The organism is Streptomyces sp. RK9, assembly GCF_045070545.1.
GTDB lineage: Bacteria > Actinomycetota > Actinomycetes > Streptomycetales > Streptomycetaceae > Streptomyces > Streptomyces alboflavus.
In genome coordinates this window covers 165,057-187,984 of record NZ_CP173705.1, presented here as the reverse complement: position 1 = coordinate 187,984, position 22,928 = coordinate 165,057, and the positions used below count along the sequence as shown (strand labels likewise).

Annotated in this window: 15 protein-coding genes and 1 tRNA gene; 11 read left to right on the top strand and 5 right to left on the bottom strand. The window is 73.7% G+C overall.

The window, feature by feature from the left end:
* Nucleotides 1-5 precede the first annotated feature (5 nt).
* Together mmsA and AB6L24_RS38380 are read left to right on the top strand one after the other, a co-directional pair.
* Nucleotides 6-1,508, top strand: a complete 1,503-nt coding sequence (gene mmsA, locus AB6L24_RS38385) for a CoA-acylating methylmalonate-semialdehyde dehydrogenase (RefSeq protein ID WP_405664512.1) — start codon at nt 6-8, stop codon at nt 1,506-1,508.
* A 320-nt stretch (nt 1,509-1,828) separates the two neighbouring features.
* Nucleotides 1,829-3,268 (top strand): APC family permease, encoded by a 1,440-nt coding sequence (locus tag AB6L24_RS38380; RefSeq protein WP_405663920.1) that lies wholly within the window; start codon nt 1,829-1,831, stop codon nt 3,266-3,268.
* Nucleotides 3,269-3,283: 15 nt separating this feature from the next.
* Here AB6L24_RS38380 and AB6L24_RS38375 read toward each other — a convergent pair whose 3' ends face one another.
* Entirely contained in the window at nt 3,284-3,979 is a 696-nt protein-coding gene (locus AB6L24_RS38375) for a TetR/AcrR family transcriptional regulator (protein ID WP_405663918.1), read from the bottom strand.
* Between the two features lie 152 nt (nt 3,980-4,131).
* On the opposite strand from AB6L24_RS38375, the gene AB6L24_RS38370 reads away from it, so the two are divergent.
* Both AB6L24_RS38370 and AB6L24_RS38365 read left to right on the top strand, forming a co-directional pair.
* Nucleotides 4,132-5,151, top strand: a complete 1,020-nt coding sequence (locus AB6L24_RS38370; RefSeq protein ID WP_405663916.1) for an ATP-binding cassette domain-containing protein — start codon at nt 4,132-4,134, stop codon at nt 5,149-5,151.
* The gene (locus tag AB6L24_RS38365; RefSeq protein ID WP_405663914.1) at nt 5,148-5,975 is read left to right on the top strand and encodes an ABC transporter permease; all 828 of its coding nucleotides are present in this window, start codon (nt 5,148-5,150) and stop codon (nt 5,973-5,975) included. The genes AB6L24_RS38370 and AB6L24_RS38365 overlap by 4 nt, the downstream gene beginning before the upstream one ends.
* 52 nt (nt 5,976-6,027) lie before the next feature.
* On the opposite strand, the gene AB6L24_RS38360 is transcribed toward AB6L24_RS38365, so the two are convergent.
* Nucleotides 6,028-7,254: a pyridoxal-phosphate dependent enzyme gene (locus AB6L24_RS38360; protein WP_405663911.1), complete on the bottom strand. Its 1,227-nt coding sequence runs from the start codon at nt 7,252-7,254 to the stop codon at nt 6,028-6,030.
* A 157-nt stretch (nt 7,255-7,411) separates the two neighbouring features.
* Here AB6L24_RS38360 and AB6L24_RS38355 point away from each other — a divergent pair, with 157 nt between their 5' ends.
* From AB6L24_RS38355 to AB6L24_RS38345, 3 genes are all read left to right on the top strand, one after another.
* Nucleotides 7,412-10,135: an alpha/beta fold hydrolase gene (locus AB6L24_RS38355; protein ID WP_405663908.1), complete on the top strand. Its 2,724-nt coding sequence runs from the start codon at nt 7,412-7,414 to the stop codon at nt 10,133-10,135.
* On the top strand, nt 10,132-11,082 hold the full coding sequence (locus AB6L24_RS38350) for an ABC transporter permease (protein WP_405663905.1): 951 nt from the start codon (nt 10,132-10,134) through the stop codon (nt 11,080-11,082). Before AB6L24_RS38355 ends, AB6L24_RS38350 begins: the two co-directional genes overlap by 4 nt.
* 326 nt (nt 11,083-11,408) lie before the next feature.
* Nucleotides 11,409-12,992 (top strand): von Willebrand factor type A domain-containing protein, encoded by a 1,584-nt coding sequence (locus AB6L24_RS38345; protein ID WP_405664510.1) that lies wholly within the window; start codon nt 11,409-11,411, stop codon nt 12,990-12,992.
* A 206-nt stretch (nt 12,993-13,198) separates the two neighbouring features.
* On the opposite strand, the gene AB6L24_RS38340 is transcribed toward AB6L24_RS38345, so the two are convergent.
* Nucleotides 13,199-14,983: a hypothetical protein gene (locus AB6L24_RS38340; RefSeq protein WP_405663902.1), complete on the bottom strand. Its 1,785-nt coding sequence runs from the start codon at nt 14,981-14,983 to the stop codon at nt 13,199-13,201.
* 59 nt (nt 14,984-15,042) lie between these two features.
* On the bottom strand, nt 15,043-15,801 hold the full coding sequence (locus tag AB6L24_RS38335) for a class I SAM-dependent methyltransferase (protein ID WP_405663900.1): 759 nt from the start codon (nt 15,799-15,801) through the stop codon (nt 15,043-15,045).
* A 276-nt stretch (nt 15,802-16,077) separates the two neighbouring features.
* On the opposite strand from AB6L24_RS38335, the gene AB6L24_RS38330 reads away from it, so the two are divergent.
* Both AB6L24_RS38330 and AB6L24_RS38325 read left to right on the top strand, forming a co-directional pair.
* Entirely contained in the window at nt 16,078-17,994 is a 1,917-nt protein-coding gene (locus AB6L24_RS38330; protein WP_405663897.1) for an AMP-dependent synthetase/ligase, read from the top strand.
* A gap of 173 nt (nt 17,995-18,167) precedes the next feature.
* On the top strand, nt 18,168-18,656 hold the full coding sequence (locus AB6L24_RS38325; protein WP_405663895.1) for a hypothetical protein: 489 nt from the start codon (nt 18,168-18,170) through the stop codon (nt 18,654-18,656).
* Between the two features lie 50 nt (nt 18,657-18,706).
* Here the strand turns inward: AB6L24_RS38325 and AB6L24_RS38320 are convergent.
* Nucleotides 18,707-18,779, bottom strand: a tRNA-Arg gene (locus tag AB6L24_RS38320).
* Nucleotides 18,780-19,106: 327 nt separating this feature from the next.
* Between AB6L24_RS38320 and AB6L24_RS38315 the strand changes: the two genes are divergently transcribed.
* The gene (locus AB6L24_RS38315; protein WP_405663892.1) at nt 19,107-20,753 is read left to right on the top strand and encodes a dynamin family protein; all 1,647 of its coding nucleotides are present in this window, start codon (nt 19,107-19,109) and stop codon (nt 20,751-20,753) included.
* Nucleotides 20,750-22,825: a GTPase gene (locus AB6L24_RS38310; RefSeq protein ID WP_405663890.1), complete on the top strand. Its 2,076-nt coding sequence runs from the start codon at nt 20,750-20,752 to the stop codon at nt 22,823-22,825. Before AB6L24_RS38315 ends, AB6L24_RS38310 begins: the two co-directional genes overlap by 4 nt.
* Nucleotides 22,826-22,928: the final 103 nt, after the last annotated feature.

Genomic DNA, 22,928 nt, shown 5'->3' with positions numbered 1-22,928 from the left:
CGAGCATGACGAAGACCGTCGACCACTGGATCGGCGGCAAGACCGTCGAGGGCGCGTCCGGTACGTACGGCCCCGTCACCGACCCGGCGACCGGCGCCGTGACGACCCGCGTCGCCTTCGCGTCGGTGGACGAGGTGGACGCGGCCGTGGCCGCCGCGAAGGCCGCGTACACGACCTGGGGCCAGTCCTCGCTCGCCCAGCGCACCTCGGTCCTCTTCAAGTTCCGGGCGCTGCTCGACGCGCACCGCGACGAGATCGCCGAGCTGATCACCGCCGAGCACGGCAAGGTGCACTCCGACGCCCTCGGTGAGGTCGCCCGCGGCCTGGAGGTCGTCGACCTGGCGTGCGGCATCAACGTACAGCTCAAGGGCGAGCTGTCCACGCAGGTCGCGAGCCGCGTGGACGTCTCCTCGATCCGCCAGCCGCTCGGCGTCGTCGCGGGCATCACGCCTTTCAACTTCCCCGCCATGGTGCCGATGTGGATGTTCCCGCTCGCCATCGCGTGCGGCAACACCTTCGTCCTGAAGCCCAGCGAGAAGGACCCCTCGGCGTCGATGCGCGTCGCGGAGCTGCTCGCCGAGGCGGGCCTGCCGGACGGCGTGTTCAACGTCGTGCACGGCGACAAGGTGGCCGTGGACCGCCTCCTCGAGCACCCGGACGTGGCCGCCGTGTCCTTCGTCGGCTCCACCCCGATCGCCCGCTACATCCACACCACCGCCTCCGCCCACGGCAAGCGCGTCCAGGCACTCGGCGGCGCCAAGAACCACATGCTGGTCCTCCCCGACGCCGACCTGGACGCGGCCGCCGACGCCGCCGTCTCGGCCGCGTACGGCTCGGCGGGCGAGCGCTGCATGGCGATCTCGGCGGTCGTGGCCGTCGGCGCGGTCGGCGACGACCTCGTCGCGAAGATCAAGGAGCGCGCCGAGAAGATCAAGATCGGCCCCGGCAACGACCCGGCCTCCGAGATGGGCCCGCTCATCACCGCCGCCCACCGCGACAAGGTGGCGTCGTACGTGACGGGCGCGGCGGCGCAGGGCAGCGAGGTCGTCCTGGACGGCACCGGCTACACCGTCGAGGGCCACGAGAACGGCCACTGGATCGGGCTCTCGCTGCTCGACCGGGTGCCGGTGACGGCGGACGCGTACAAGGACGAGATCTTCGGCCCGGTCCTTTGCGTGCTGCGCGTGGAGACGTACGAGGAGGGCCTCGCCCTCATCAACGCCTCGCCGTTCGGCAACGGCACCGCGATCTTCACCCGGGACGGCGGCGCCGCGCGCCGCTTCCAGCTGGAGGTGGAGGCGGGCATGGTCGGCGTGAACGTGCCGATCCCGGTGCCGGTGGGCTACCACTCCTTCGGCGGCTGGAAGGACTCGCTCTTCGGCGACCACCACATCTACGGCAACGACGGGACGCACTTCTACACCCGCGGCAAGGTCGTCACGACCCGCTGGCCGGACCCGTCGGACGCCCCGGCGGGGGTGGACCTGGGGTTCCCGCGTAACCACTGAGCGGTACGCAGCCCGAAGTGAAGCCGTCCGGACTCCGGACGGCTTCACTTGTTTTTCGGGGCTCGGGCTGCGGTTCTCGTACAGAGGGCACGAAACGGGTGACGGAGGCCATGGCGATAGTCGACCTTCGTATCGAAGGTCATAAGTGGAATCAGGAAGGTGAAATTCAGCTAGAGGTGCGAAAGGCTGGGATTCAACGGTGAGTTGATGGCTGGCTCGGGTGCGGATTCCGTAGGCAAACGGCCATTGACGTTCCCCTTACGCCGGGGTTTCCTGACGGCTCTGCCTCCCCCTTGGTACGAGCCGATCGGACAAGCCGTATGACCGAAACGCTTCACACGCCGCCGCCCGAGTCCGCGGTCATCGGGCCGGTCACCGCGCCCGCGCGGGAACCGGACAAGGCGCCCCGCCAGCTGAAGCGTTCCATCGGCGTCGTCGGCGGCACCCTGCTCACGCTGTCCTGCGTCACGCCCGCCTCCACGCTGTTCGTGGTCGTGCCCGACCTGTTCTCCTCGCTCGGCACCGCCACCGCCCTCACCATCGCCATCGGCGCGCTGCTGTGCGTGGGCGTGGCGTTCTGCTACTCGGAGCTGGGCACCCTCATCCCCAGCGCGGGCGGCGAGTACGCGATGGTGTCGACGATGGCCGGACGGCTCGCGGGCTGGCTCGTCTTCGTCCTCTCCCTGCTCGTCGTGATGATCGTGCCGCCCGTCATCGCCATGGGCACGGCCGACTACCTCGCGCCCGTCGTCCACCTCGACCCGTCCTACGCGGGCGCCGCCGTGATGCTCCTCGCCACCCTCGCGGGCCTGCTCGACCTGCGGGCCAACGCCTGGATCACCGGGATCTTCCTGGTCCTCGAGGTGGTCGCGGCGGGCGTGGTCGCGGTGCTCGGGTTCGCGCACACCGAGCGGGGGGTCTCCAGCCTCACCGACCTCAGCGTGGCGGCGGGCTCCGGCTCCGGCGACGGCACGAAGACCGTCACCGCGATGCTGATCGTCTCCGGGCTCGCCATCGCCCTCTTCGTCACCCAGGGCTTCTCCACCGCCGTCTACCTCTCCGAGGAGATGGAGAACCCGCGCAAGAACGTCGCCCGCACCGTCCTGCTCACCCTCGGCATCTCGGCGGTCGTGCTCCTCGTGCCGGTCGCCGCCATCACCATGGGCGCCCCGGACCTCGCCGCCCTCACCAGCGGCGACATCAGCGGCATGGTCGCCGCCTGGTCCAGCTCCGGCGTCGGCACCTTCATCAGCCTGTGCGTGGCCCTCGCCATCATCAACGCGGGCATCGTGATGGTCATCCAGAACTCCCGGGTCCTGTTCGCCTCCGCCCGGGACAAGGCGTGGCCCGCGCCCGTGAACAAGGTCCTCTCGCGGCTCGGCGGCCGCTTCGGCTCGCCCTGGGTCGCCACGCTCCTGGTGGGCGTGCCCGGCGCCGCGCTCTGCTTCGTCAACCTGGACACCCTCTACGGCGTGACCGGGGTCTCCGTGACGGGCATGTACCTGCTGGTCGCCGTGGCCGCGCTGCTCGCCCGGCGCGGGAGCCACCGGCACGCGCCCGCCTGGCGGATGCCGCTGTGGCCCGGGGTGCCGGTGGTGCTCGTCGCGGTGCTCGCGTACGTGCTGAGCCGGCAGGAGACGGCCTACCTGCTGTGGACCGGCGGGATCGTGGGCGTGGCGACGCTGTACTGGCTGCTCTATCTGCGCCCGCGCAGGGACAGCCGGTGGCTGGTGACGATCCCGGAGGACGTGCGGGAGTAGTGCCGGCCGGATCCGCTACGGCCGGGGCGTGCCGCCGGCCCGGGTGCCGAGGCGGGCCTGGAGTCCGTCGAGGATGATCCCGACGCCGAAGGTGATCTTCGTGGATGCCTGTGTGATGCGTGCCTGCGCCCCCGCCTCGATGCGGGCGCGCAGCCGCGGGAACTCCATGGCGATGCCGTTCGCCCACGCGACGACCTCCTTGACCCCCTCCTCCTCGTCGCCGCCCTCGCGGCGGATCCGCGCCCGCGTGGTGGCCGCGGCCGCGTCCTCGAGGGCGGTGCCGGTCACGAAGGTCAGAAGCGTGGCCACGGCCGCGTCGAGCTCCTCGTCGGCGAAGCCCGCGGTCTCGAAGATGCGGTAGCAGTGGTCCTGGCGGCGCGCCGTCTCCGTGCCGTAGATGATGTGGGAGCTGCTGGCGGGCATCAGCCACTGGTGCCGGGTGAGCATCGCGTACCACTCCTGCGCGAAGGCGGCGGCCGCGTCCCGCCAGCCGATCGCGTCCGGGTCGGGCAGGCCCACCTCGCCCCACACCTGGTCGCCCGCGAGCGCGATCAGCTTGTCCTTGCTGCCCACGTGCCAGTACATCGCGGTCGCTGCCGAGCCCAGGTGGCGGCCGAGGCGCCGCATGCTCAGACCGTCGACGCCCTCCGCGTCGAGCAGCTCGATCGCGGCCTGGACGATCTGGTCACGGTTCAACGTCTCGCGTGGCATGCGGTCAGGATAGCCCACCACTTGCACAGTGTTCAGGAAAGTTCGAGAAGCTCTTGCACGGTGTGCAAGTCGTCTTTTACAGTGTTCGAGCGCGGCGCTTGAACGCCGTAAAAGTCTGGCTTGAACGCCGTACGAGTCTGGAGTGATCGGGCATGACCAGGAACATCCCGCGGCCGGCCGGGGAACCGTCGGCGATCGAGGCCTCCGGGCTCGCCAAGTCCTACGGCGACAAGGTGGTGCTCGACGGCATCGACCTCGACATCCCGCGGGGCACCGTCTTCTCGCTGCTCGGACCGAACGGCGCGGGCAAGACCACCACCGTGCAGATCCTGTCGACGCTGATCACCGCCGACGCGGGGCGGGCACGGGTGGCGGGCCACGACCTCGCCGCCGACCCCGACGCCGTACGCCGCGCGATCGGCGTCACCGGGCAGTACGCGGCGGTGGACGCGCTCCTCACCGCCGAGGAGAACCTGCTGATGATGGCGGACCTGCTGCACCTGCCCCGGCGCGAGGGCGGGCGGCGCGCGGCCGAACTGCTCGGCCGCTTCGACCTGGCGGACGCCGCGAAGCAGCTGCCCGGCACCTTCTCCGGCGGCATGCGGCGCAAGCTCGACCTGGCGATGACACTGGTCGGCGACCCGAGCGTCATCTTCCTCGACGAGCCGACCACGGGCCTGGACCCGCGCAGCCGCCGCACCATGTGGGACAGCGTCCGCGAACTCGTCGCGAACGGCACCACCATCTTCCTCACCACGCAGTACCTCGAAGAGGCCGACCAGCTCGCCGACCGCATCGCCGTCCTCGACGGCGGCCGGATCGTCGCCGAGGGCACACCGGACGAGCTGAAGCGGCGCATCCCCGGCGGCCACATCCGCCTCGCGTTCGCGGACGCGGCGAGCATGGACGCCGCCGCCGACCGGCTCGCGCTCTCCACGGTCACCCGCGACGCCGAGGCGCTGACCCTCCAGATCCCCAGCGACGGCAGCATCCCCGCGCTGCGCGCCGTACTCGACGTCCTCGAGGGCGCCGGCATCCCCGCCGAGCACCTCGCCGTGCACACGCCCGACCTCGACGACGTGTTCCTGACGCTCACCGGCGGCACGGCCACCGGCTCCACCGCCCGCTTCCCGGGTGCCACCGCCGACTCCCCGAAGGAGCACGCCCGATGAGCGCCACCGCGCACCCCACTGGGCCCGCTGGCCCCGCCCGCTCGCACGCGCTGCGCGACTCCCTGACGATGCTGCGCCGCAACCTCAAGCGCGCCCGGCGCTATCCGTCCATGACGCTCTCGATCGTCGCCATGCCGATCCTCATGCTGCTGCTCTTCGTGTACGTCTTCGGCGGCGCGATCGGCGACGGCATGGCACTGCCGGGCGCGGGCGGCCGGGGCGAGTACACCAACTACGTCACCCCGGGGATCATCCTCATGGCGGTGACCGCGGGGGCCATCTCGACGGCCGTCTCGGTGTGCGGCGACATGACCGAGGGCATCGTCAACCGCTTCCGCACGATGGCCATCTCACGCGGCTCCGTCCTGACCGGGCACGTCGTCGGCAACGTCGTCCAGACCCTGGTCAGCCTGGCCCTGGTGATCGGTGTGGCGCTCGCGGTGGGGTTCCGGCCGAACGCGGGCCCTGCGGAGTGGGCCGCCGCCCTCGGCATCCTGGTGCTGCTCGCCTTCGCGCTGAGCTGGGTGTCGGCCGCCATGGGCCTGGGCGCCAGGACCGTCGAGGCGGCGAGCAACGCGCCCGCGCCGCTGACCTTCCTGCCGTTCCTCGGCTCCGCGGTCGTCACCCCCGACTCGATGCCGACGGGCCTGCGCTGGTTCGCCGAGTACCAGCCCTTCACGCCGATCAACGAGACCCTGCGCGGGCTGCTCCTCGGCACCGAGATCGGCACCAGCGGCGCCCAGGCCCTGGCCTGGATCGCGGGCCTGACCCTGGTCGGCTTCCTCTGGGCCCGCTCGGCCTTCGGCCGGGCGGTCAAGCACTGAGCGTCCGCCCGTGGGCGTGGGCGTGGGCCGGGGTGCACCCGGCCCCGTGCCGTCACGCCCGCCGCAGCCGCCGCTCCACCGCGTCCCAGTCCTCCGGGTCGACCGCCGCGGAAGGACCGGCGGCCAGCAGGTCCTGGTCCTTGAAGCCGCTGGACGTGGACACGCACACCACGGGCCCGTCCTCCGTGCGGCCGAGCTGCCGGAGCCCGGCGAGGCCCGCGGCGGCGGACAGCTCCGCCCACACCCCGTTGCGGGCCAGCTCCGCGCGGGCCGCGGCCATCTCCGCGTCGGTGACGAGGACAGCGCCCCCCTCGCTCTCCCGGAGGGCGACGACCCCGCGATACCCGCCGACGGGACAGGCGATGGCGTACGCGGCGGTGTCCCCGAGCGGGACGTGCGCCGCGGGCACCCCGTCCCGCACGGCCGCGGCGAGCGGCCCCCCGGCGGCCGGCTCGCACCCGTACAACCGCGGCACCGCCTCCGCGTGCCCGAGCCGCACAAGATCGGCGAACCCCTTCCAGAGGCCGAACAGCATCTCTCCGTAGCCGGTGGGCACGAACACCGCGCGCGGGACGGCGCCGAGGTCGGTGAAGATCTCGTAGGCGAGGGTCTTGTAGCCCTCGGGCCCGAAGCCGTGCCCGGTGTGCGCGGCGGGCGTGAGGTTGCTGACGGGGTGGTAGCCGGTCCGCTCGACGATCCGGCGGAGGAGCGGCCACCGCTGCGCGGCGGGCACCGGAAGCACGGCGGCCCCGTACCCGCGCAGGAAGGCGTCGACGGCGGGCGGCACCTCCGCCGACGTGACGACGGCGCACCGCAGCCCGGCCCGCGCCGCGTACGCCGCCGCCGACGCGCCGTGGTTGCCGGACGAGGCGACGACGACGCCCGCCGCGCCCGCGCCGACGGCCGCGCTCACCGTGACCCGGTTCAGCCGGTCCTTGTGGCTCCACGTCGGATTGCGGGACTCGTCCTTGATCCACACGTCGTCCGCGAGGGGCAGCAACGGAGTTCCGCCCTCCGCGAGCCCGGGGGCGTGCAGGGGCGGAAGCAGCGGCGCCCACCGCTCGTGCCCGCGCGGCCGCGCCCCGGCGGCCGCGAAGAAGTCGGCGGGCACCTTGTCGTAGGCGTAGTCGACCTCTACGGGGTACGCGACGGACTCCGTGCTCGTGACCGGGCAGCCCTCGGTGAGCGGCGGCCACAGCGGGAACAGGACGTCGGGGTCGCCGAGCGAGCGCTGGCCGACGGCCAGGGAGTCCGAGGGGGCGGTGAGCGGAGATGTCATGGGTCAACAGGGTAGGCGCCCCTGACAGTTGGACGGCAGGGGCCGCGCCCTACCGCGTCGGTGGTACGCCGGGGGGCCGCCGTACTTCCCGGGGAGGCATCCGGGTTCCGACCGGTGGGGGCATTGGTTGTCGGCGGGCCCCCGTACGGTTGACGCCATGGATCTACGACGGCCCAAGGCCGGAGCCTGGAAGGCCGCGCTGCGCGGGCCGCGGCGGCTGTTCGCCGCCGCGGCCGCCGTGGTGGTGCTCGCCGGGGCGGGTACGTGGACGGCGTTGGCGTCGGACGAGGGGCCCGGCGTGCGGCGCTCGGACCGGATGCTCGACATGGGCAGGGCCGCCGACGGCCAGCAGGTGCGGATCGACACGTCGTACTTCACGGCGGGCGACCCCGACACCAAGAGGCCCGCCGTCCTCATCGGCCACGGCTTCGGCGGCAGCAAGAGCGACGTGCGCGACCAGGCGGAGAAGCTGGCCCGCAAGGGCTACGCGGTCATGACCTGGTCCGCGCGCGGCTTCGGCAGGTCCACCGGACGGATCGGCCTGAACGACCCCAAGGGCGAGGTCGCCGACGTGTCCCGGCTCATCGACTGGCTGGCGACCCGCCCCGAGGTGCGCCTCGACAAGGCGGGCGACCCGCGCGTGGGCGTCACCGGCGCCTCGTACGGCGGCGCGGCGTCCCTGCTCGCCGCCGGGTACGACCAGCGGGTCGACGCCATCGCCCCGGTCATCACGTACTGGAACCTGGCGGACGCACTGTTCCCGCAGGGCGTGTTCAAGAAGCTGTGGGCCGGGATGTTCCTCAGCGCGGGCGGCGGCTGCGACCGGTTCGAGAAGCGGCTGTGCGAGATGTACGACCGGGTGGCGGTGGCCGGGAAGCCGGACGCGAAGGCGCGCGAGCTGCTGTCCGGGCGCAGCCCCTCGGCCGTCGGCGACCGCATCAAGGTGCCCGCGCTGATCGTGCAGGGCCAGACCGACTCGCTGTTCACGCTGAACCAGTCCGACGCCATGGCCCGGGCGATCCGCGGCAACCACGCCCCCGTCTCGGTCGATTGGATCGCGGGCGGGCACGACGGCGGCGACATGGAGACCGACCGGGTCGTGGGCCGCGTCGGCACGTGGTTCGACCGCTATCTGAAGGACGACAAGGGCGTCGACACCGGGCCCGCCTTCCGCGTCACGCGCACCGGCGGCATCGACTCCACGGACGGCGCCGCCACCCTGCGCGGCGCGAGCGGCGACCGCTACCCGGGCCTGGCGAGCGGCGTGCGCGAAGTGCCGCTCGCCGGGCGCCCGCAGACCTTCGACAACCCCGCGGGCGCGTCCCCGCCCGCCGTGTCCTCGCTGCCCGGCATCGGCTCGGCCGCCGGTGGCGGCGGCCGGGGCGGCGGCCTCGCCCAGCTCTCCTCGCTCGGCATCGGCGTCTCCCTCGACTTCCCCGGCCAGTACGCGGCGTTCGAGTCGAAGCCGGTCTCCGCGGACCTGCGCGTCACCGGCACGCCGACCGTGCGGGCGCACGTGAAGTCCGACAGCGAGGACACGGTCCTGTTCGGCAAGGTGTACGACGTCGGGCCCGGCGGCGACCAGCGGGTCCTGCCCGCCCAGCTCGTCGCCCCCGTGCGGGTGGCCGGCGCCGTCGACGGCGCGGACGTCGACCTGACGCTGCCCGCCGTCGACCACGAGCTGAAGAAGGGCCACCGGCTGCGCCTCGTGCTCGCCTCGACCGACCTCGGCTACGCCTCACCGGCCCGCCCCGCCGCGTACACGGTGTCGCTGAAGAGCGACCTGTCGGTCCCGACGGCCCCCGGCGTGGAGACCGCCGCCGCGCCGCTGCCCGCCTGGGTGTGGTGGCTGCCGATCACCGGCGCCGCGCTCGCGGTGGGCCTCCTCGTCCTCGGCCGCAGGCGCACCACGGCGCCCGCGCCCGACCCGGCGCTCGCCGAGGTCCCGCTCCAGATCACGGACCTGAGCAAGCGGTACGCGAAGTCCAGCGACCGGTACGCGGTCAAGGACCTGTCGTTCCGCGTCGAGAAGGGCCAGGTCCTCGGCCTCCTCGGGCCGAACGGCGCGGGCAAGACGACGACCCTGCGCATGCTCATGGGCCTCATCCGCCCCGACGCGGGCGAGATCCGCGTCTTCGGCCGCGCGATCAGGCCCGGCGCGCCCGTCCTGTCCCGGGTGGGCGCGTTCGTCGAGGGCGCCGGATTCCTGCCGCACCTGTCCGGCCGGGAGAACCTGGAGCTGTACTGGGCGGCGACCGGCCGCCCCGCCGAGGACGCCCACCTCGACGAGGCCCTGGAGATCGCCGGGCTCGGCGACGCCCTCGCCCGCGCCGTGCGGACGTACTCCCAGGGCATGCGGCAGCGCCTCGCCATCGCCCAGGCCATGCTCGGCCTGCCGGACCTGCTCATCCTCGACGAGCCGACCAACGGCCTCGACCCGCCCCAGATCCGCGAGATGCGCGAGGTGATGATCCGGTACGCCGACGGCGGGCGCACCGTCATCGTCTCCAGCCACCTCCTCGCCGAGGTCGAGCAGTCCTGCACGCACCTCGTCGTCATGGACCGCGGCCGCCTCGTCCAGGCGGGCCCCGTCGACGAGATCGTCGGCTCCGGGGACACGCTGCTCGTCGGCCTCGCCGCCGACGTCGCGGACCCGCTGGTGGAGAAGGTGGCGTCGCTGCCGGGCGTGGCGTCGGCGACGCGTGCCGACGGCGGGCTCCTGGTGCGCCTCGAAGGACTCGAAGGAGCACCCACCGGGGACGGCTCCCCGGCGTCCCGGCTGCTCGTCGAACTCGTGCGCCTGGAGGTCCCCGTCGAGTCCGTCGGGCCGCACCGCCGCCTGGAGGACGCGTTCCTGACCCTGATCGGAGGCACCGCATGACGGCGACCGAGAGCACACCGGACGCACCCGGCGCGGCTGCCGCCGTGGGCGTGGCGACCGCGGCCGACCCGGTCGCCGCAGCCCCCGGGGACGGCCCCGCCGAGCGCGCCACCGCGCCCGGATACCGCGCCGGGCGCACCCTGCCCCTGCGCGTCGAGGCGATCCGCCAGCTGAAGCGGCGGCGCACCCTGGTGATGGGCGGCATCCTCGCCCTGCTGCCGTTCGTGCTGTGGATCGCCTTCACCGTCGCCGGATCACCGGGCGGGCGGAACGACCAGGTCACCCTCATGGACACGGCCACGGCGTCCGGCGTGAACTTCGCCGCGACCTGCCTGTTCGTGTCCGCCGGGTTCCTGCTCGTGATCCCCGTCGCGCTGTTCTGCGGGGACACCGTCGCCTCCGAGGCGGGCTGGTCCAGCCTGCGCTATCTGCTCGCGGCGCCCGTGCCGCGCGCCCGGCTCCTGTGGTCCAAGCTCGCCGTGGCGCTCGGCCTGAGCGCCGCCGCGATGCTGCTGCTGCCGGTGGTCGCGCTCGCGGTCGGCGCGGCGGCGTACGGCTGGGGGCCGCTGGAGATCCCGACCGGTGGCACGCTCGACGCGGGCACGGCCGCCCAGCGGCTCGCGATCGTCGTGGCGTACGTCTTCGTGTCCCAACTGGTCACCGCGGGCCTCGCCTTCTGGCTGTCGACGAAGACCGACGCCCCCCTCGGCGCGGTCGGCGGCGCCGTCGGCCTCACCATCGCGGGGAACGTCCTGGACGCCGTGACGGCCCTCGGCAGCTGGCGCGACTTCCTGCCCGCGCACTGGCAGTTCGCCTGGGCGGACGTGTTCCAGCCGACCCCGGAGTGGGGCGGCATGATCCAGGGCTCGGCGATCTCGGTGACGTACGCCCTGGTGCTCTTCGCGCTCGCGTTCCGGGGGTTCTCGCGGAAGGACGTGGTGTCCTAGGAGCGGCCGGGCCACGGTAGCGGAGCGCTAAATTCCGCTCGCCGTGGCCGACTTGAGACCCTTCCGCAACGTACGGGACCGATCGTCCTCGGCCCCTCGGCCGTCACAGTCACGAACGCCGACGAGACGAACCGGGGGGCCGACCCATGCGACACACCCTGTCCGTACGCACACGGGCCCGTGGCCGCACCCGGGACCGCGAGCGCACCCGGGACCGCGAGCGCACCCGGGACCGCGAGCGCACCCGGGACCGCGAGCGCACCCGCACGCGAACCCGTCCACGTGACCGCCGCACCGCCCTGGCCGCCGCGCTCCTCGCGGGCGGCATGCTGCTCGCGGGATGCAGCGGCGGCGGGGACGACGGCGGCGACAAGCGCCGGGCGTCGAGCAAGGAACGCGGGGCCGACGCCGTGCCCGCGCCCGCACCGCCGCCCGACGGGGCGCAGGACTCGCGGCAGCGCGAGAACGGCCTGAGCCGCGACATCGCCCCGAGCCGCCCCGCCCCCGCCGACATGCGCTCCACCTTCGCCCTGGACGTGGACACCGCCTCGTACGGCTTCGCGCGCCGCACCCTGGACCAGGGCCGCCTTCCCGACCCGGCGGCGGTGCGCCCCGAGGAGTTCGTCAACAGCTTCCGGCAGGACTACCCGAAGCCCGACGGCGACGGCTTCTCCGTGAGCGTGGACGGCGCCCGCACCGGCGCCGACGGCTGGTCCCTGATGCGCGTCGGCCTCGCCACCCGCCCGGACGACGAGGACGACGAGGAGCGCCGCCGACCGCCCGCCGCGCTGACCTTCGTGATCGACATCTCCGGCTCCATGGCCGAGCCCGGCCGCCTCGACCTGGTCAGGAAGTCCCTCGGCGTGATGACCGACCGGCTGCGCGACGACGACTCGGTCGCCCTCGTGACCTTCAGCGACCGCGCCGAGACCGTGCTGCCCATGACCCGTCTCGGCGACAACCGCGACCGGGTGCACGCCGCCGTCGACGACCTGCGCCCCACCGCGTCCACGAACGTGGAGGCGGGCATCACCACCGGCTACGACACCGCGTCCCGGGGCCTGCGCGAAGGCGCCACCAACCGCGTCGTGCTGCTCTCCGACGCCCTCGCCAACACCGGCGACACCAGCGCCGACGGCATCCTGCGGCGCGTCGAGGACGCCCGCCGCGCGCACGGCATCACGCTGTTCGGCGTGGGTGTCGGCAGCGAGTACGGGGACGCCCTGATGGAGCGGCTCGCCGACCGGGGCGACGGCCACACCACGTACGTGGCGGACGAGGACGACGCCCGCGAGGTGTTCTGCGAGCGGCTGCCCGCGAACATCGACCTGCGCGCCCGCGACGCCAAGTCCCAGGTGACCTTCGACCCGGAGACCGTCGAGCGGTTCCGGCTCATCGGGTACGACAACCGGCGCGTCGCCGACGACGACTTCCGCGACGACCGCGTGGACGGCGGCGAGGTCGGGCCCGGGCACACGGTGACGGCCCTGTACGCCGTGCGCACCCGGCCCGGCGCGAGCGGTCCCGTGGCCACGGCGCGCGTCCGCTGGCTCGACCCCGGGAGCCGCGCCCCGCGCGAGGAGTCGGCCGACCTGCGCACCGGCGACCTGGACGGCACGCTGGACAAGGCCGAGCCGCGCTTCCAAGTCGCCGCGACCGCCGCCTACTTCGCCGACGGGCTGCGCGCGTACGACCGGTTCGCCGACGCCGAACCGCGGCGGGAGGGCGGGCAGGACGAGCCCGGCGGCTGGGGCGAGGACCACAGCACGGCCCCGCTGCCGGGCGCCCCGACGCCGGACCGCCTGGAGCAGTGGGCGCGCGCCCTCGCGTACACGACGGGCGACAAGGACGTGAGCGAGCTGGCGGAGAGCATCCGCGAGGCGAACGACCTGCGGGGCAGCGCCCCGTAGGGGGCGTGGGAACTGTGTGGGGCAGCGCCCCGTAGGGGCGCGGGGAACTGCGCGACCAGCCACGACAAAGTCGCAGACGCGTCCACTCAGCGACCCGGCAGACGCGCCTGCCGGAGCACCGAGCAGACGCGTCTGCGGCCTTCCCTCATTCCCGCCTTGGCGGCCCCCCGCGGCGGAGCCGTACGCCGAACCAAGCCCCGTGCCCCCTAGGGGGCACGGGTACCGCACAACTCCCGCTCCGCCCGCACCGGGTCGTTCGGGAAGCGAAACGCGGTCCGCTCCAGTGCACCGACCGCGTTGCGCAGGAAACGCCCCGGCGTGAGGGGGGCGCGCGTGGCGGCGCGCAGTTCGGCGAGCGGTCCGCAGGAGAGCGCGCGGCGGGCGGCGGCCACGCGGGCGGGGTCGAGCCCGGACGGCAGGTCGGCGGTGCCGCGGTCGGCGACGACCCACTCGTCGGGCAGCCACTTGTCGTGGCCCACGCGCGCGTGGTCGATGCGCTGGGAGTGGGCGGCCAGGGGGTAGGCCAGGCCGATGGGGTCGAGGGCGGCGCCGTCGAGGGGGACGACGGTGCCGTTGAGGCCGAGGGTGGCGTAGAAGCCGGTCACGGCGGGGGCGGCGGCGGCCACGCGGGTGCGCGAGAGGAACAGCGCCGCCTCGTGGCCGCGCCCGGCCGCGCGCACCTCGCGCGCGTAGGCGGCGTTCTCGCGGTAGCCGCCGAAGCTGTGGTGGACCGGGTGGGCGGCGGCGTTCTGCCGTACGTACACCCCGCGTTCGTCCGCGATGCCGCCGGGCCCGATCCGCCCCTCGTACCCGATCCGCAGCACGGCGGCGCACACCACGGCCCACACGCAGACGCCCGCGGCGGCAAGCGCCCACGCGCGCGTGGCGGGCACCAGGAACACCGGCAGGACCATCAGGAACAGCCCCGGCAGGAACATCCGGGCGTGCATGAAGTCGCCGCCGACCTTGATGACGTACGCCCAGCAGAGCGCCCCGGCGACGACGGGCGCGAGCGCCGGGGCGAGGGGCAGGCGCGCTCCGGCGCCCCCGGACAGCCGCGCGCGCCCCGACGGCAGCACGGCCGCGACCACGAACAGGGCGGGCACCCACAGCAGATAGGGCCCGGCGAAGTCGTCGAGGTAGCCGAGGCCGCGCCCCCACAGGCTCTGCGAGGCCTCCTTGGTGACGCCGGGCAGCGGCACCAGATGCCCGTAGTACCCGATCCGGAAGATCTCGTACGCGACGGGCAGCGCCCCCGCCGCCCCCGCGCCGGCGAGCGCGGCGCGCCGGGAGGGGCGCGCGCTCAGCCACTGCGCGCCCAGGAACACGGCGGAGACCAGCGCCAGATCGGGCCGTACGAGCGGGCCGAGTCCGATGACGAACGCGGTCGCGAGGGAGCGGGGCCGCGCGACGAGCAGCAGCCAGGCGCCGCCGAGCCAGCAGGTGGCGAGCCCCGTCTCCAGGCCGGAGGTGGCGAAGTCCCAGACGGGCGGCAGGGCGAGGGGCACCAGGACGCCGAGGGGGAGCAGCGCACGGCCGCCGCGCGCGCCGTCACCGCTGCCGTCCGCGCCCCCGTCGTACAGCCGGACCGCCCCCCATGCGGCGAGCGCGAACCCCGCCGCGGTCAGCAGCAGCCCGCCGTACACCGCGGCGCTCGCGACGTCCGCGCCCGGCAGCCCCGCGACCACGAGCAGCCACTGCCACAGCGTCCCGGTGGACGACTCGGCGCGCTCGCCCGCGTTGAACACGGGCCCGTGCCCGGCGAGGATCTGCCGGACCGTGCGGACGTAGATGTGCCCGTCGTCGGACATCCAGCGCCGCTGGTACCCGGCGACGAGGATCAGCAGGGCGGGCGTCAGACAGAGCGCCGCCCGCAGGTACGGCCGGGCGGCGGTGAGCCGGCCGCCCGGCCGCGCGGTGGCCGTCCCCGCGAGGGCGGTGAGGGCGCCCAGCGTGCCGCGGCGGCGGACTGGGGTGCGTGTAGAGGTCATGCAGCGTACTTCGGCGCAGGTCAGCCGGGTCTTGAGGTGCGTGTACGGGTACGGGTGGGCTACAGCCGCGTGTACAGGTGGAACAGGCCGTCGTCGCTCACGAACTCCGCCTGGAAGCCGCACTCCTTGAGGAGGGCGAGGCCCTGCTCCCGCGGGTAGGCGCGGTAGGTGCTGCGCTGGTGGGCCACGACGTCCCCGTCCGGCCGCCGGACGTAGTAGTCCTTGTCGTACCGGTCCTCGCCCGCGGGGCCTTCCGCCCGCCGGATCGTCTGCGCGTAGACGAGACCGCCCGGCAACTCGCGCTCGTAGTCGCGGTGGGCGGCCTGCTCGGCCAGGGCGAGGAGGCCGCCGGGCCGCAGCGAGGTGTGCACGTTCCGCAGCGCCTCGATGTTGTCCTCGTCGTCCGGGAAGTGGCTGCACAGCAGGAAGGCGTCCGCGTCGCCGCTGTCCGGGTCCGGCGTGTGGTACCAGATCCCGCCCACGGAGAAGGCGGCGTCGAAGGCCGACGGCAGGTCCATGTGCAGGACGTCCTGCCGTACGAAACGGGCCCGTTCGCCCACTCGGGCCCGCGCCCGGGCCAGCATGCTCTCGGTGTGGTCGATGCCGGTGATGTCCGGCGCGGGCGGCCCCTCGGGGTCGGCGTCCGCGAGCTCCAGGACCCGCTCGACGACCAGGCCGGTGCCGGTGCCGAGCTCCAGGAGGCGGGGGTGGTCCGGCAGGAGTGCGCGGAGGGTACGGGCGTAGGCGCCGTAGTCGTAGTAGCCCGAGGTCATGATCTGGTCGTAGTGGCTTGAGAGTTCCGTGTACGAGTTGACCATGGGCGGACCGTAGCGAGCGGGTGTGCCCGCGGCCAGGGGGCGTTTTGAGCCCCGCGGGTGGTCCGGAGTTCTTCTGCGCGAACCATTGAATTTCCCTTACGCGTCGGTAAGTTGACCCCAAAGTAAGTGTCGGGATCCGTCGCGCGAGCGCGCCACATCGCGCCCTCGCCGCACCTCGCACCCCCCCGCACCCGCACCGCACCCTCGCACCCCCCGCACCCGCACCGCACCCTCGCACCCCCCGCACCCGCGCCGAGCGAACGAACGGGAGCCGTCATGGGCGTACGCAAGGACCTGAAACAGGCGCGCCGCCGCACCGATCTGGCGGATCGAGCCAAGGTCGAGACCGTCAGGGACGAGCACGGCGTCGTACGGGAGGCCCGCACCCCCGCCCTCGCGGCGGCGGCCACCCGCGGCAGCGCCGCCGACATCCCCTTCACCAACGCCGCGGAGGCTCCGGAAGCCGTCGTCCTGCGCCGCAGGGAGGCGGGCCAGTGGCGCCCCGTCACGGCCTCCGCCTTCGCCCGCGAGGTCACCGCGGCCGCCAAGGGCCTGATCGCGTCCGGCCTCGAACCGGGCGGCCGGGTCGCCCTGATGTCCCGTACGCGCTACGAGTGGGCGGTGCTCGACTTCGCGATCTGGGCGGCGGGCGGCCAGACCGTGCCCGTCTACCCGACGTCGTCCGCCGACCAGATCGAGTGGATCGTGCGGGACTCCGGCGCCACGCTCCTCATCGCCGAGACCGCGGAGAACGCGGAGACGGCGCGCCGCGCGGTCGCCGGACACCCGGTGCCGCCGGCCGTGTCGGTCCTCGACGACGGCGCGGTCCTCGAACTGGCCGAGCGAGGCCACGAGGTGGGCGACGAGGAGGTCACCGCGCGCCGCGCGGCCCTCACGCCCGACTCCGTCGCGACCGTCTGCTACACCTCCGGCACCACCGGCAGACCCAAGGGCTGCGTCCTCACGCACGGCAATCTGCACGCCGAGGCCGCGAACACCGTCGAACTCATGTACCCGGTCTTCAAGGAGGTCACGGGCCAGACCGCGTCGACCCTGCTGTTCCTGCCGCTGGCCCACATCCTGGGCCGCTCCATCCAGATCGCGTGCATGCTCGCCCGCATCGAGCTGGGCCACTTCCCGAGCGTCAAACCGGACGAGCTGCGCCCCGAACTGCGCGCCTTCAGGCCGACGTTCGTCGTCGGCGTCCCGTACCTCTTCGAGCGGATCCACGACACCGGGCGCGCGACCGCCGAACGGATGGGCCGCGGCGCCTCCTTCGAGCGCGCGGACAACATCGCGGTGCGCTTCGCCGAGACCTACCTGGCCAAGTTCCAGGGCCGCGGCCGCGGCCCGTCCCCGGGCCTCTACCTCGGCTGGGCGCTGTACGAACTCCTCGTCTACCGGCGCGTCCGCAAGGAGGTCGGCGGCCGCCTCCGCTACGCGATCAGCGGCGGCTCGCCCCTCGACAAACGCCTCAACCTCTTCTTCTACGCCGCCGGGATCCTCATCTACGAGGGCTACGGCCTGACGGAGACCACCGCTGCCGCGACCATCGCGCCGCCGCTCGGCCCGCGTCCGGGCACCGTCGGCACACCCGTGCCCGGCACCGCGATCCGCATCGCGGACGACGGCGAGGTCCTCATCAAGGGCGGCATCGTCTTCAACTCGTACTGGAACAACAAGGAGGCCACCGACGCCGTCCTCGCGGACGACTGGCTGGCGACCGGGGACCTCGGGTCCCTCGACGACGACGGCCACCTCACCATCACCGGCCGCAAGAAGGACCTCATCGTCACCTCCGGAGGCAAGAACGTCTCACCCGCCGTCCTGGAGGACCGCCTGCGCGGCCGCCCCCTGGTCGGCCAGTGCCTCCTCGTCGGCGACAACCGCCCCTACGTGGCCGCGCTCATCACCCTCGAACCGGAAGCCGTCGCCCACTGGCTGTCCGTGCGCAAGCGCCCCAAGGACACACCCCTGTCCGAGCTGTGCCACGACCCGCAGCTGATCGCGGACCTGCAGAAGGCGGTCGACTACACCAACGAGGCGGTGTCGCGCGCGGAGTCCATCCGCCGCTTCGTGGTCGCCGAGGGCGAGTTCACCGAGGCGAACGGCCTGCTCACACCGTCCCTGAAGATCAAGAGGTCGGCGGTGGCGGCGGCGTACGCGAAGGAGATCGAGAAGCTGTACGACTAGCTCCGCGCTTGGCCGGGGCCGGCTGTGCGCCGGGCGCTACGAGTGGCTCTGCGCCCGGCGTCACAGTCCGGCCCGGCACCCCTTACCTCACAGGTAATTGCCGCGCACCCCCCGCCGAACGAGTCTGGAGTCGCCCGGAACAGGGCGGCGAGACGAGCGGGAGGAACCAGAAGATGACATCGGCGAACTACTCCGGCCCCTTCACGACGACCGACGCGACGAAGCCGGAACGCGGCACGACGAACCCGGAACGCGGCACGACGAACCCGCGCCACGAGGACTCCCTGGCCCGCCTGACCCTGAAGCTCGACGCGGCCGTCACGGGCCCCAACGGCCTCGCCTACCTGGCCCTGGCCCAGGTCCTCGACTCCTTCCTGGGCCTCGAGGCGACACTCCTCTACCCGGTCGGCGCCTTCCTCCTCCTCTACGCGGCAGCAGTCCAATTCACCGCGACCCGCCCCCGAATAGCCCGCCCCGCCCTCATGTCCATCATCACCGCGAACCTCCTCTGGACCGCCCTCAGCCTCACCCTCGCCGCCACGGACGCGCTCTCCACGACGACGGTGGGGACGGTGTGGATCGTCCTGCAAGGGCTGGTGGTGGGGGGACTCGCCGCGGTGCAGTGGGTGGCTTTGGGGAGGCTGCGGGGCCAGAACCCCTGACCAGCAAAAAGGCCCTCCCGGTGGGAGGGCCGAACCATGACGCAGAGGAGCGCCCCCGGCAGGACTCGAACCTGCGGCCAAGTGCTTAGAAGGCACCTGCTCTATCCACTGAGCTACGGGGGCCGGGTGGTGGCCGGTGGCCTGGAGCCCGGTGTGGGTGGTCCGTGGCCTTGCCGGGGGCCGTGGACCATGGACCGGGGACAAGGATAGGGCTCCTGGTGGCTTGTCCCTGGTGCTTCACCTCCGCCACGCGATGTGGAGGTTCGGTGAAGCGGTCCTGATAATCGCAGGCAGGTGCGAATCTCGCATCGCTTTTGGCGTCTGTCGCCCCGGGTGTTGTGCACTCGTTATGCCTGCGCCCCAGTCGTCCCTTCCGTCGCGGGTGTCCGATCGGCGCGCAGGGGTGCCCATATGCTTCAGAAAGGCGCCAAAATTGGGCATTCTTCGCATGTGGTGACCTTGGACGTACGGCCTCAACTGCTTGACGCACTCTCCGCCCTGCGTGAGCGTGTCGCCGCCGCACGCTTTCCGCTCCCCCTCGCGGGGGCGCCACGCGCGCGGGCCAACCGGGACGAGCTTCTCGCACAGCTCGACGACTATCTGGTGCCCCGGCTACGGGCCCCCGAAGCACCCTTGCTGGCCGTTGTGGGCGGCTCCACCGGCGCCGGCAAGTCCACGCTCGTGAACTCTCTGGTGGGCCGTCAGGTCAGCGAGGCGGGCGTCCTGCGGCCCACGACCCGCACGCCCGTCCTGGTGTGCCACCCGGAGGACCAGCACTGGTTCGCCGGGATGCGCGTCCTGCCGCACCTCACGCGCGCGTGGGCGCCCCGGCAGGGCGGCGCGGGCGACGACGGGGCGGGCAGGGGGGCCGGCGAGAACGAGCGCGTCCTGCGCGTCGAGACCGCCGACACCCTGCCCTGCGGCCTCGCCCTCCTCGACGCCCCCGACATCGACTCCCTCGTCGCCGACAACCGCGTGCTCGCCGCCGAGCTGATCTGCGCGGCCGACGTGTGGGTCATGGTGACCACGGCCTCCCGGTACGCCGACGCCGTGCCCTGGCACCTGCTGCGTACCGCCAAGGAACAGGACGCCACCCTCGTCACCGTCCTCGACCGCGTCCCCCACCAGGTCGTCGGCGAGGTGTCCCGGCAGTACGGCGCCCTCCTCGCCAAGGCCGGCCTCGGCGACGTACCCCGCTTCACCGTCCCCGAACTGCCCGAGTCCGCGGGCGGCGGCGGACTCCTGCCCGTCACCGCAGTGGAACCCCTGCGCAGCTGGCTCGCCCACCGCGCCCAGGAACCCGCCTCCCGTAGACAGGCCATCGAACGCACCGCCTACGGAGTGCTCGGTTCGCTGAACTCACGGATGCCGGAACTCGCCGGCGCCGTCGCCGCCCAGTACGCCGCCGCCCTGCGCCTCACGTCCGCCGTCGACGAGGCCTACGAGAGCGAGCACGCGCGCGTGCGTGCCCGCCTCCAGGCAGGCGCCGCGCTCGCCGGAGACGCCCTGAAGCGCTGGCGCGCCTACCCGCTCGACTGCGGCCCCGGAGAGCTCCTCGACGCCATCGCCGAGAGCCTCGAAGCGCTCCTGCTGTGCGCGGTCACCGCCGCCGACGAACACATCGACGACGCGTGGCGGCGCGAGCCCGCCGCCCGGGCCCCCGCGCTCGCCCGCAGCGGCGGACGCTACGAAAGGGCCCCCTACGAAGACGGCGACAGCCCCGAACACCGCATCGGCATGGCCGTCCGGCGCTGGCGGCGCGAACTGGAGGAGTACGCCGAGGAAGAGGTCCGCGGCCTCGACCGCGCCGACAAGAACACCCTGCCCGACGCCGAAGTCGTCGCCGCCCTCCTCGCCACCGCCCTGCTCGGTGGGCGGCGGGCACGCACCGCCGGAGAGACCCTGGCCGAGCGCATCGGCGCCCACGGGGCGCTGCGCCTGCGCGACCGCGGCGGCCGACTGCTCACCGACTACCTGGACAAGGTCCTCGGCACGGAGCGCGAGCGGCGCCTCGCCCCCCTCGACGCACTCGACGTCAACCCGGAACCCCAGGCCGAACTCATCGCCGCGCTGTCCGTACTGCAGAAGGAGAGGTGACCGCGGTGACCGCCGTCACGGGCCACACCGATCACACCGGCGATCTGGAACGCACGGAACACACGGAACGTACGGAAAGCGCTGACAGCGCAGACATCGTCGACAGTGCCGACATCGTTGACAGTGCTGACGGTACGGATGCCCCTGCACGCGGCGTCGACAGTGCCGAGAGCGCCCCGGGCGCGGGGCGTGCCGAACACGCCGGTCAGGGCGACGAAAACGGCGACCACGCGCGCGAGGACGACGGCGTCTGGGACGACGGGCTCATCGCGCGGCGCGTGGTGCCCGGCACGTCCCCGGCGAACGGGCACTCCAGGACGGTGGCCGAGGTGCTCGCCGGATCGGTGGCCTCCGGTTCGCCCTCGATCGCGTCCCCGGGGAGGCCGTCCGCGTACGGGGACGCAGCCGCGTACGACACCCGCACCCCGAGCGTCCCGTACGAGAACAGCGCCCCCGCGCAGGACACGACCGTCGTCTACGAAGGACCCCTGCGAGGGCGTCTCGACGCGCTGCGTGAGCTGATCGGCCTGTCCCGTACGCGGCTCGACAGCGCGACGCTCGCCGAGGCCGGGCGCGTGCTCGACGAAGCCGCGGCGCGGCGCCGACTCTCCGACCGGCACACCGTCGTCGCCCTCGCGGGCGCCACGGGCAGCGGCAAGTCGACCCTCTTCAACGCCCTGGCGGGCGTGATGATCTCAGAGACGGGCGTACGCAGACCGACCACCGCCGCACCCATCGGGTGCAGCTGGACGGACGGCGCCGCGGGGCTGCTCGACCGGCTCGGCATCCCCGGGAGGCTGCGCAGGCGGCCGCTCCAGGGGGCCGACGCGCAGACCCTCCAGGGCCTCGTCCTCGTGGACCTGCCCGACCACGACTCGGCCGCGGGGGACCACCGCGAGCACGTCGACCGGATCCTCGGGCTCGTCGACGCGGTCATCTGGGTCGTCGACCCCGAGAAGTACGCGGACGCGATGCTGCACGAGCGCTACCTGCGACCGCTCGCCGGGCACGCCGAGGTCATGTTCGTCGTGCTCAACCAGGTCGACCGGCTCCCCGGAGACGCCGCCGACCAGGTGCTCGACGATCTGCGGCGGCTCCTCGACGAGGACGGCATCGCGCTCGGCGAGCACGGCGAACCGGGCGCCACAGTGCTCGCGCTCTCCGCCCTCACCGGAGAGGGCGTCGGCGATCTGCGGGAGGCCCTCGGCCAGTTCACCCGCGAACGAGGAGCCGCAGCGCGGCGCATCGAGGCGGACCTGGACGCGGCGGCGGCACACCTGCGGCCGGTGTACGCGGCCGGGGCGGGGTCGGCGTCCGCGCGGGGCGCGATCGGGCTCAGCGAGGAGGCGCGCGAGGAGTTCTCCGAACGGCTCGGGGAGGCCGTCGGCGCGGCGGCGGCCGGCCAGGCCGCCGAGCGGGCCTGGCGCAGGCACGCGGGCCGGGCGTGCTCCTCGCCGTGGCTGCGGCTGTGGCGCTGGTACGAGGCGCAGCGCTTCCCGCACAGCACGGGCAGGCACGCCGTGGCGCCCCCCGCGGACGAGGAGTCGACGGCCCGCGCGCGCGTGGAGCACGCCGTGCGGACGGTCGCGGACGAGGCGGCCACCGGGCTGCCCACGCCGTGGGGGCAGGCCGTGCGGGAGGCGGCGGCGCGCGGGGCCCAAGGGCTGCCCGAGGCGCTCGACGAGCTGGCGCTGCGGGCGGCGCTGCCCGACGGGCGGCCGCCGCGGCCGGGCTGGTGGCCGGTGGCCGTCCTCGCGCAGGCGGCCATGACGCTGCTCCAAGTCGTCGGCGGGCTGTGGCTGGTGGGGCAGATCGTCGGCGTCGCGGAGCCGAACCTGGGCGTGCCGGTGCTCCTCATGGCCCTGGGCATCGTCGGCGGGCCGTGCGTGGAGTGGGCCAGCGGGATGGCGGCGCGCGGTCCGGCCCGCCGGTACGGCTTCGAGGCCGAGCGGCGACTGCGGGAGGCGGCAGCGGGGTGCGGGCGGGCGCGGGTGCTCGATCCGGTGGCGGCGGAGCTGTTGCGGTACCGGGAGGTGCGGGAGCAGTACGTGCGGGTGGCTCAGCGGGGGTGAGGGCGGGAGGGGACGCGGGCGAGGAAGGCCCAGCCCAGGGCCAGGGCTGGGCGGGGCGCTGGTCGGGCCCGGGGTCCGCGGTCCGGGCCCGAGGCGTGGGGCG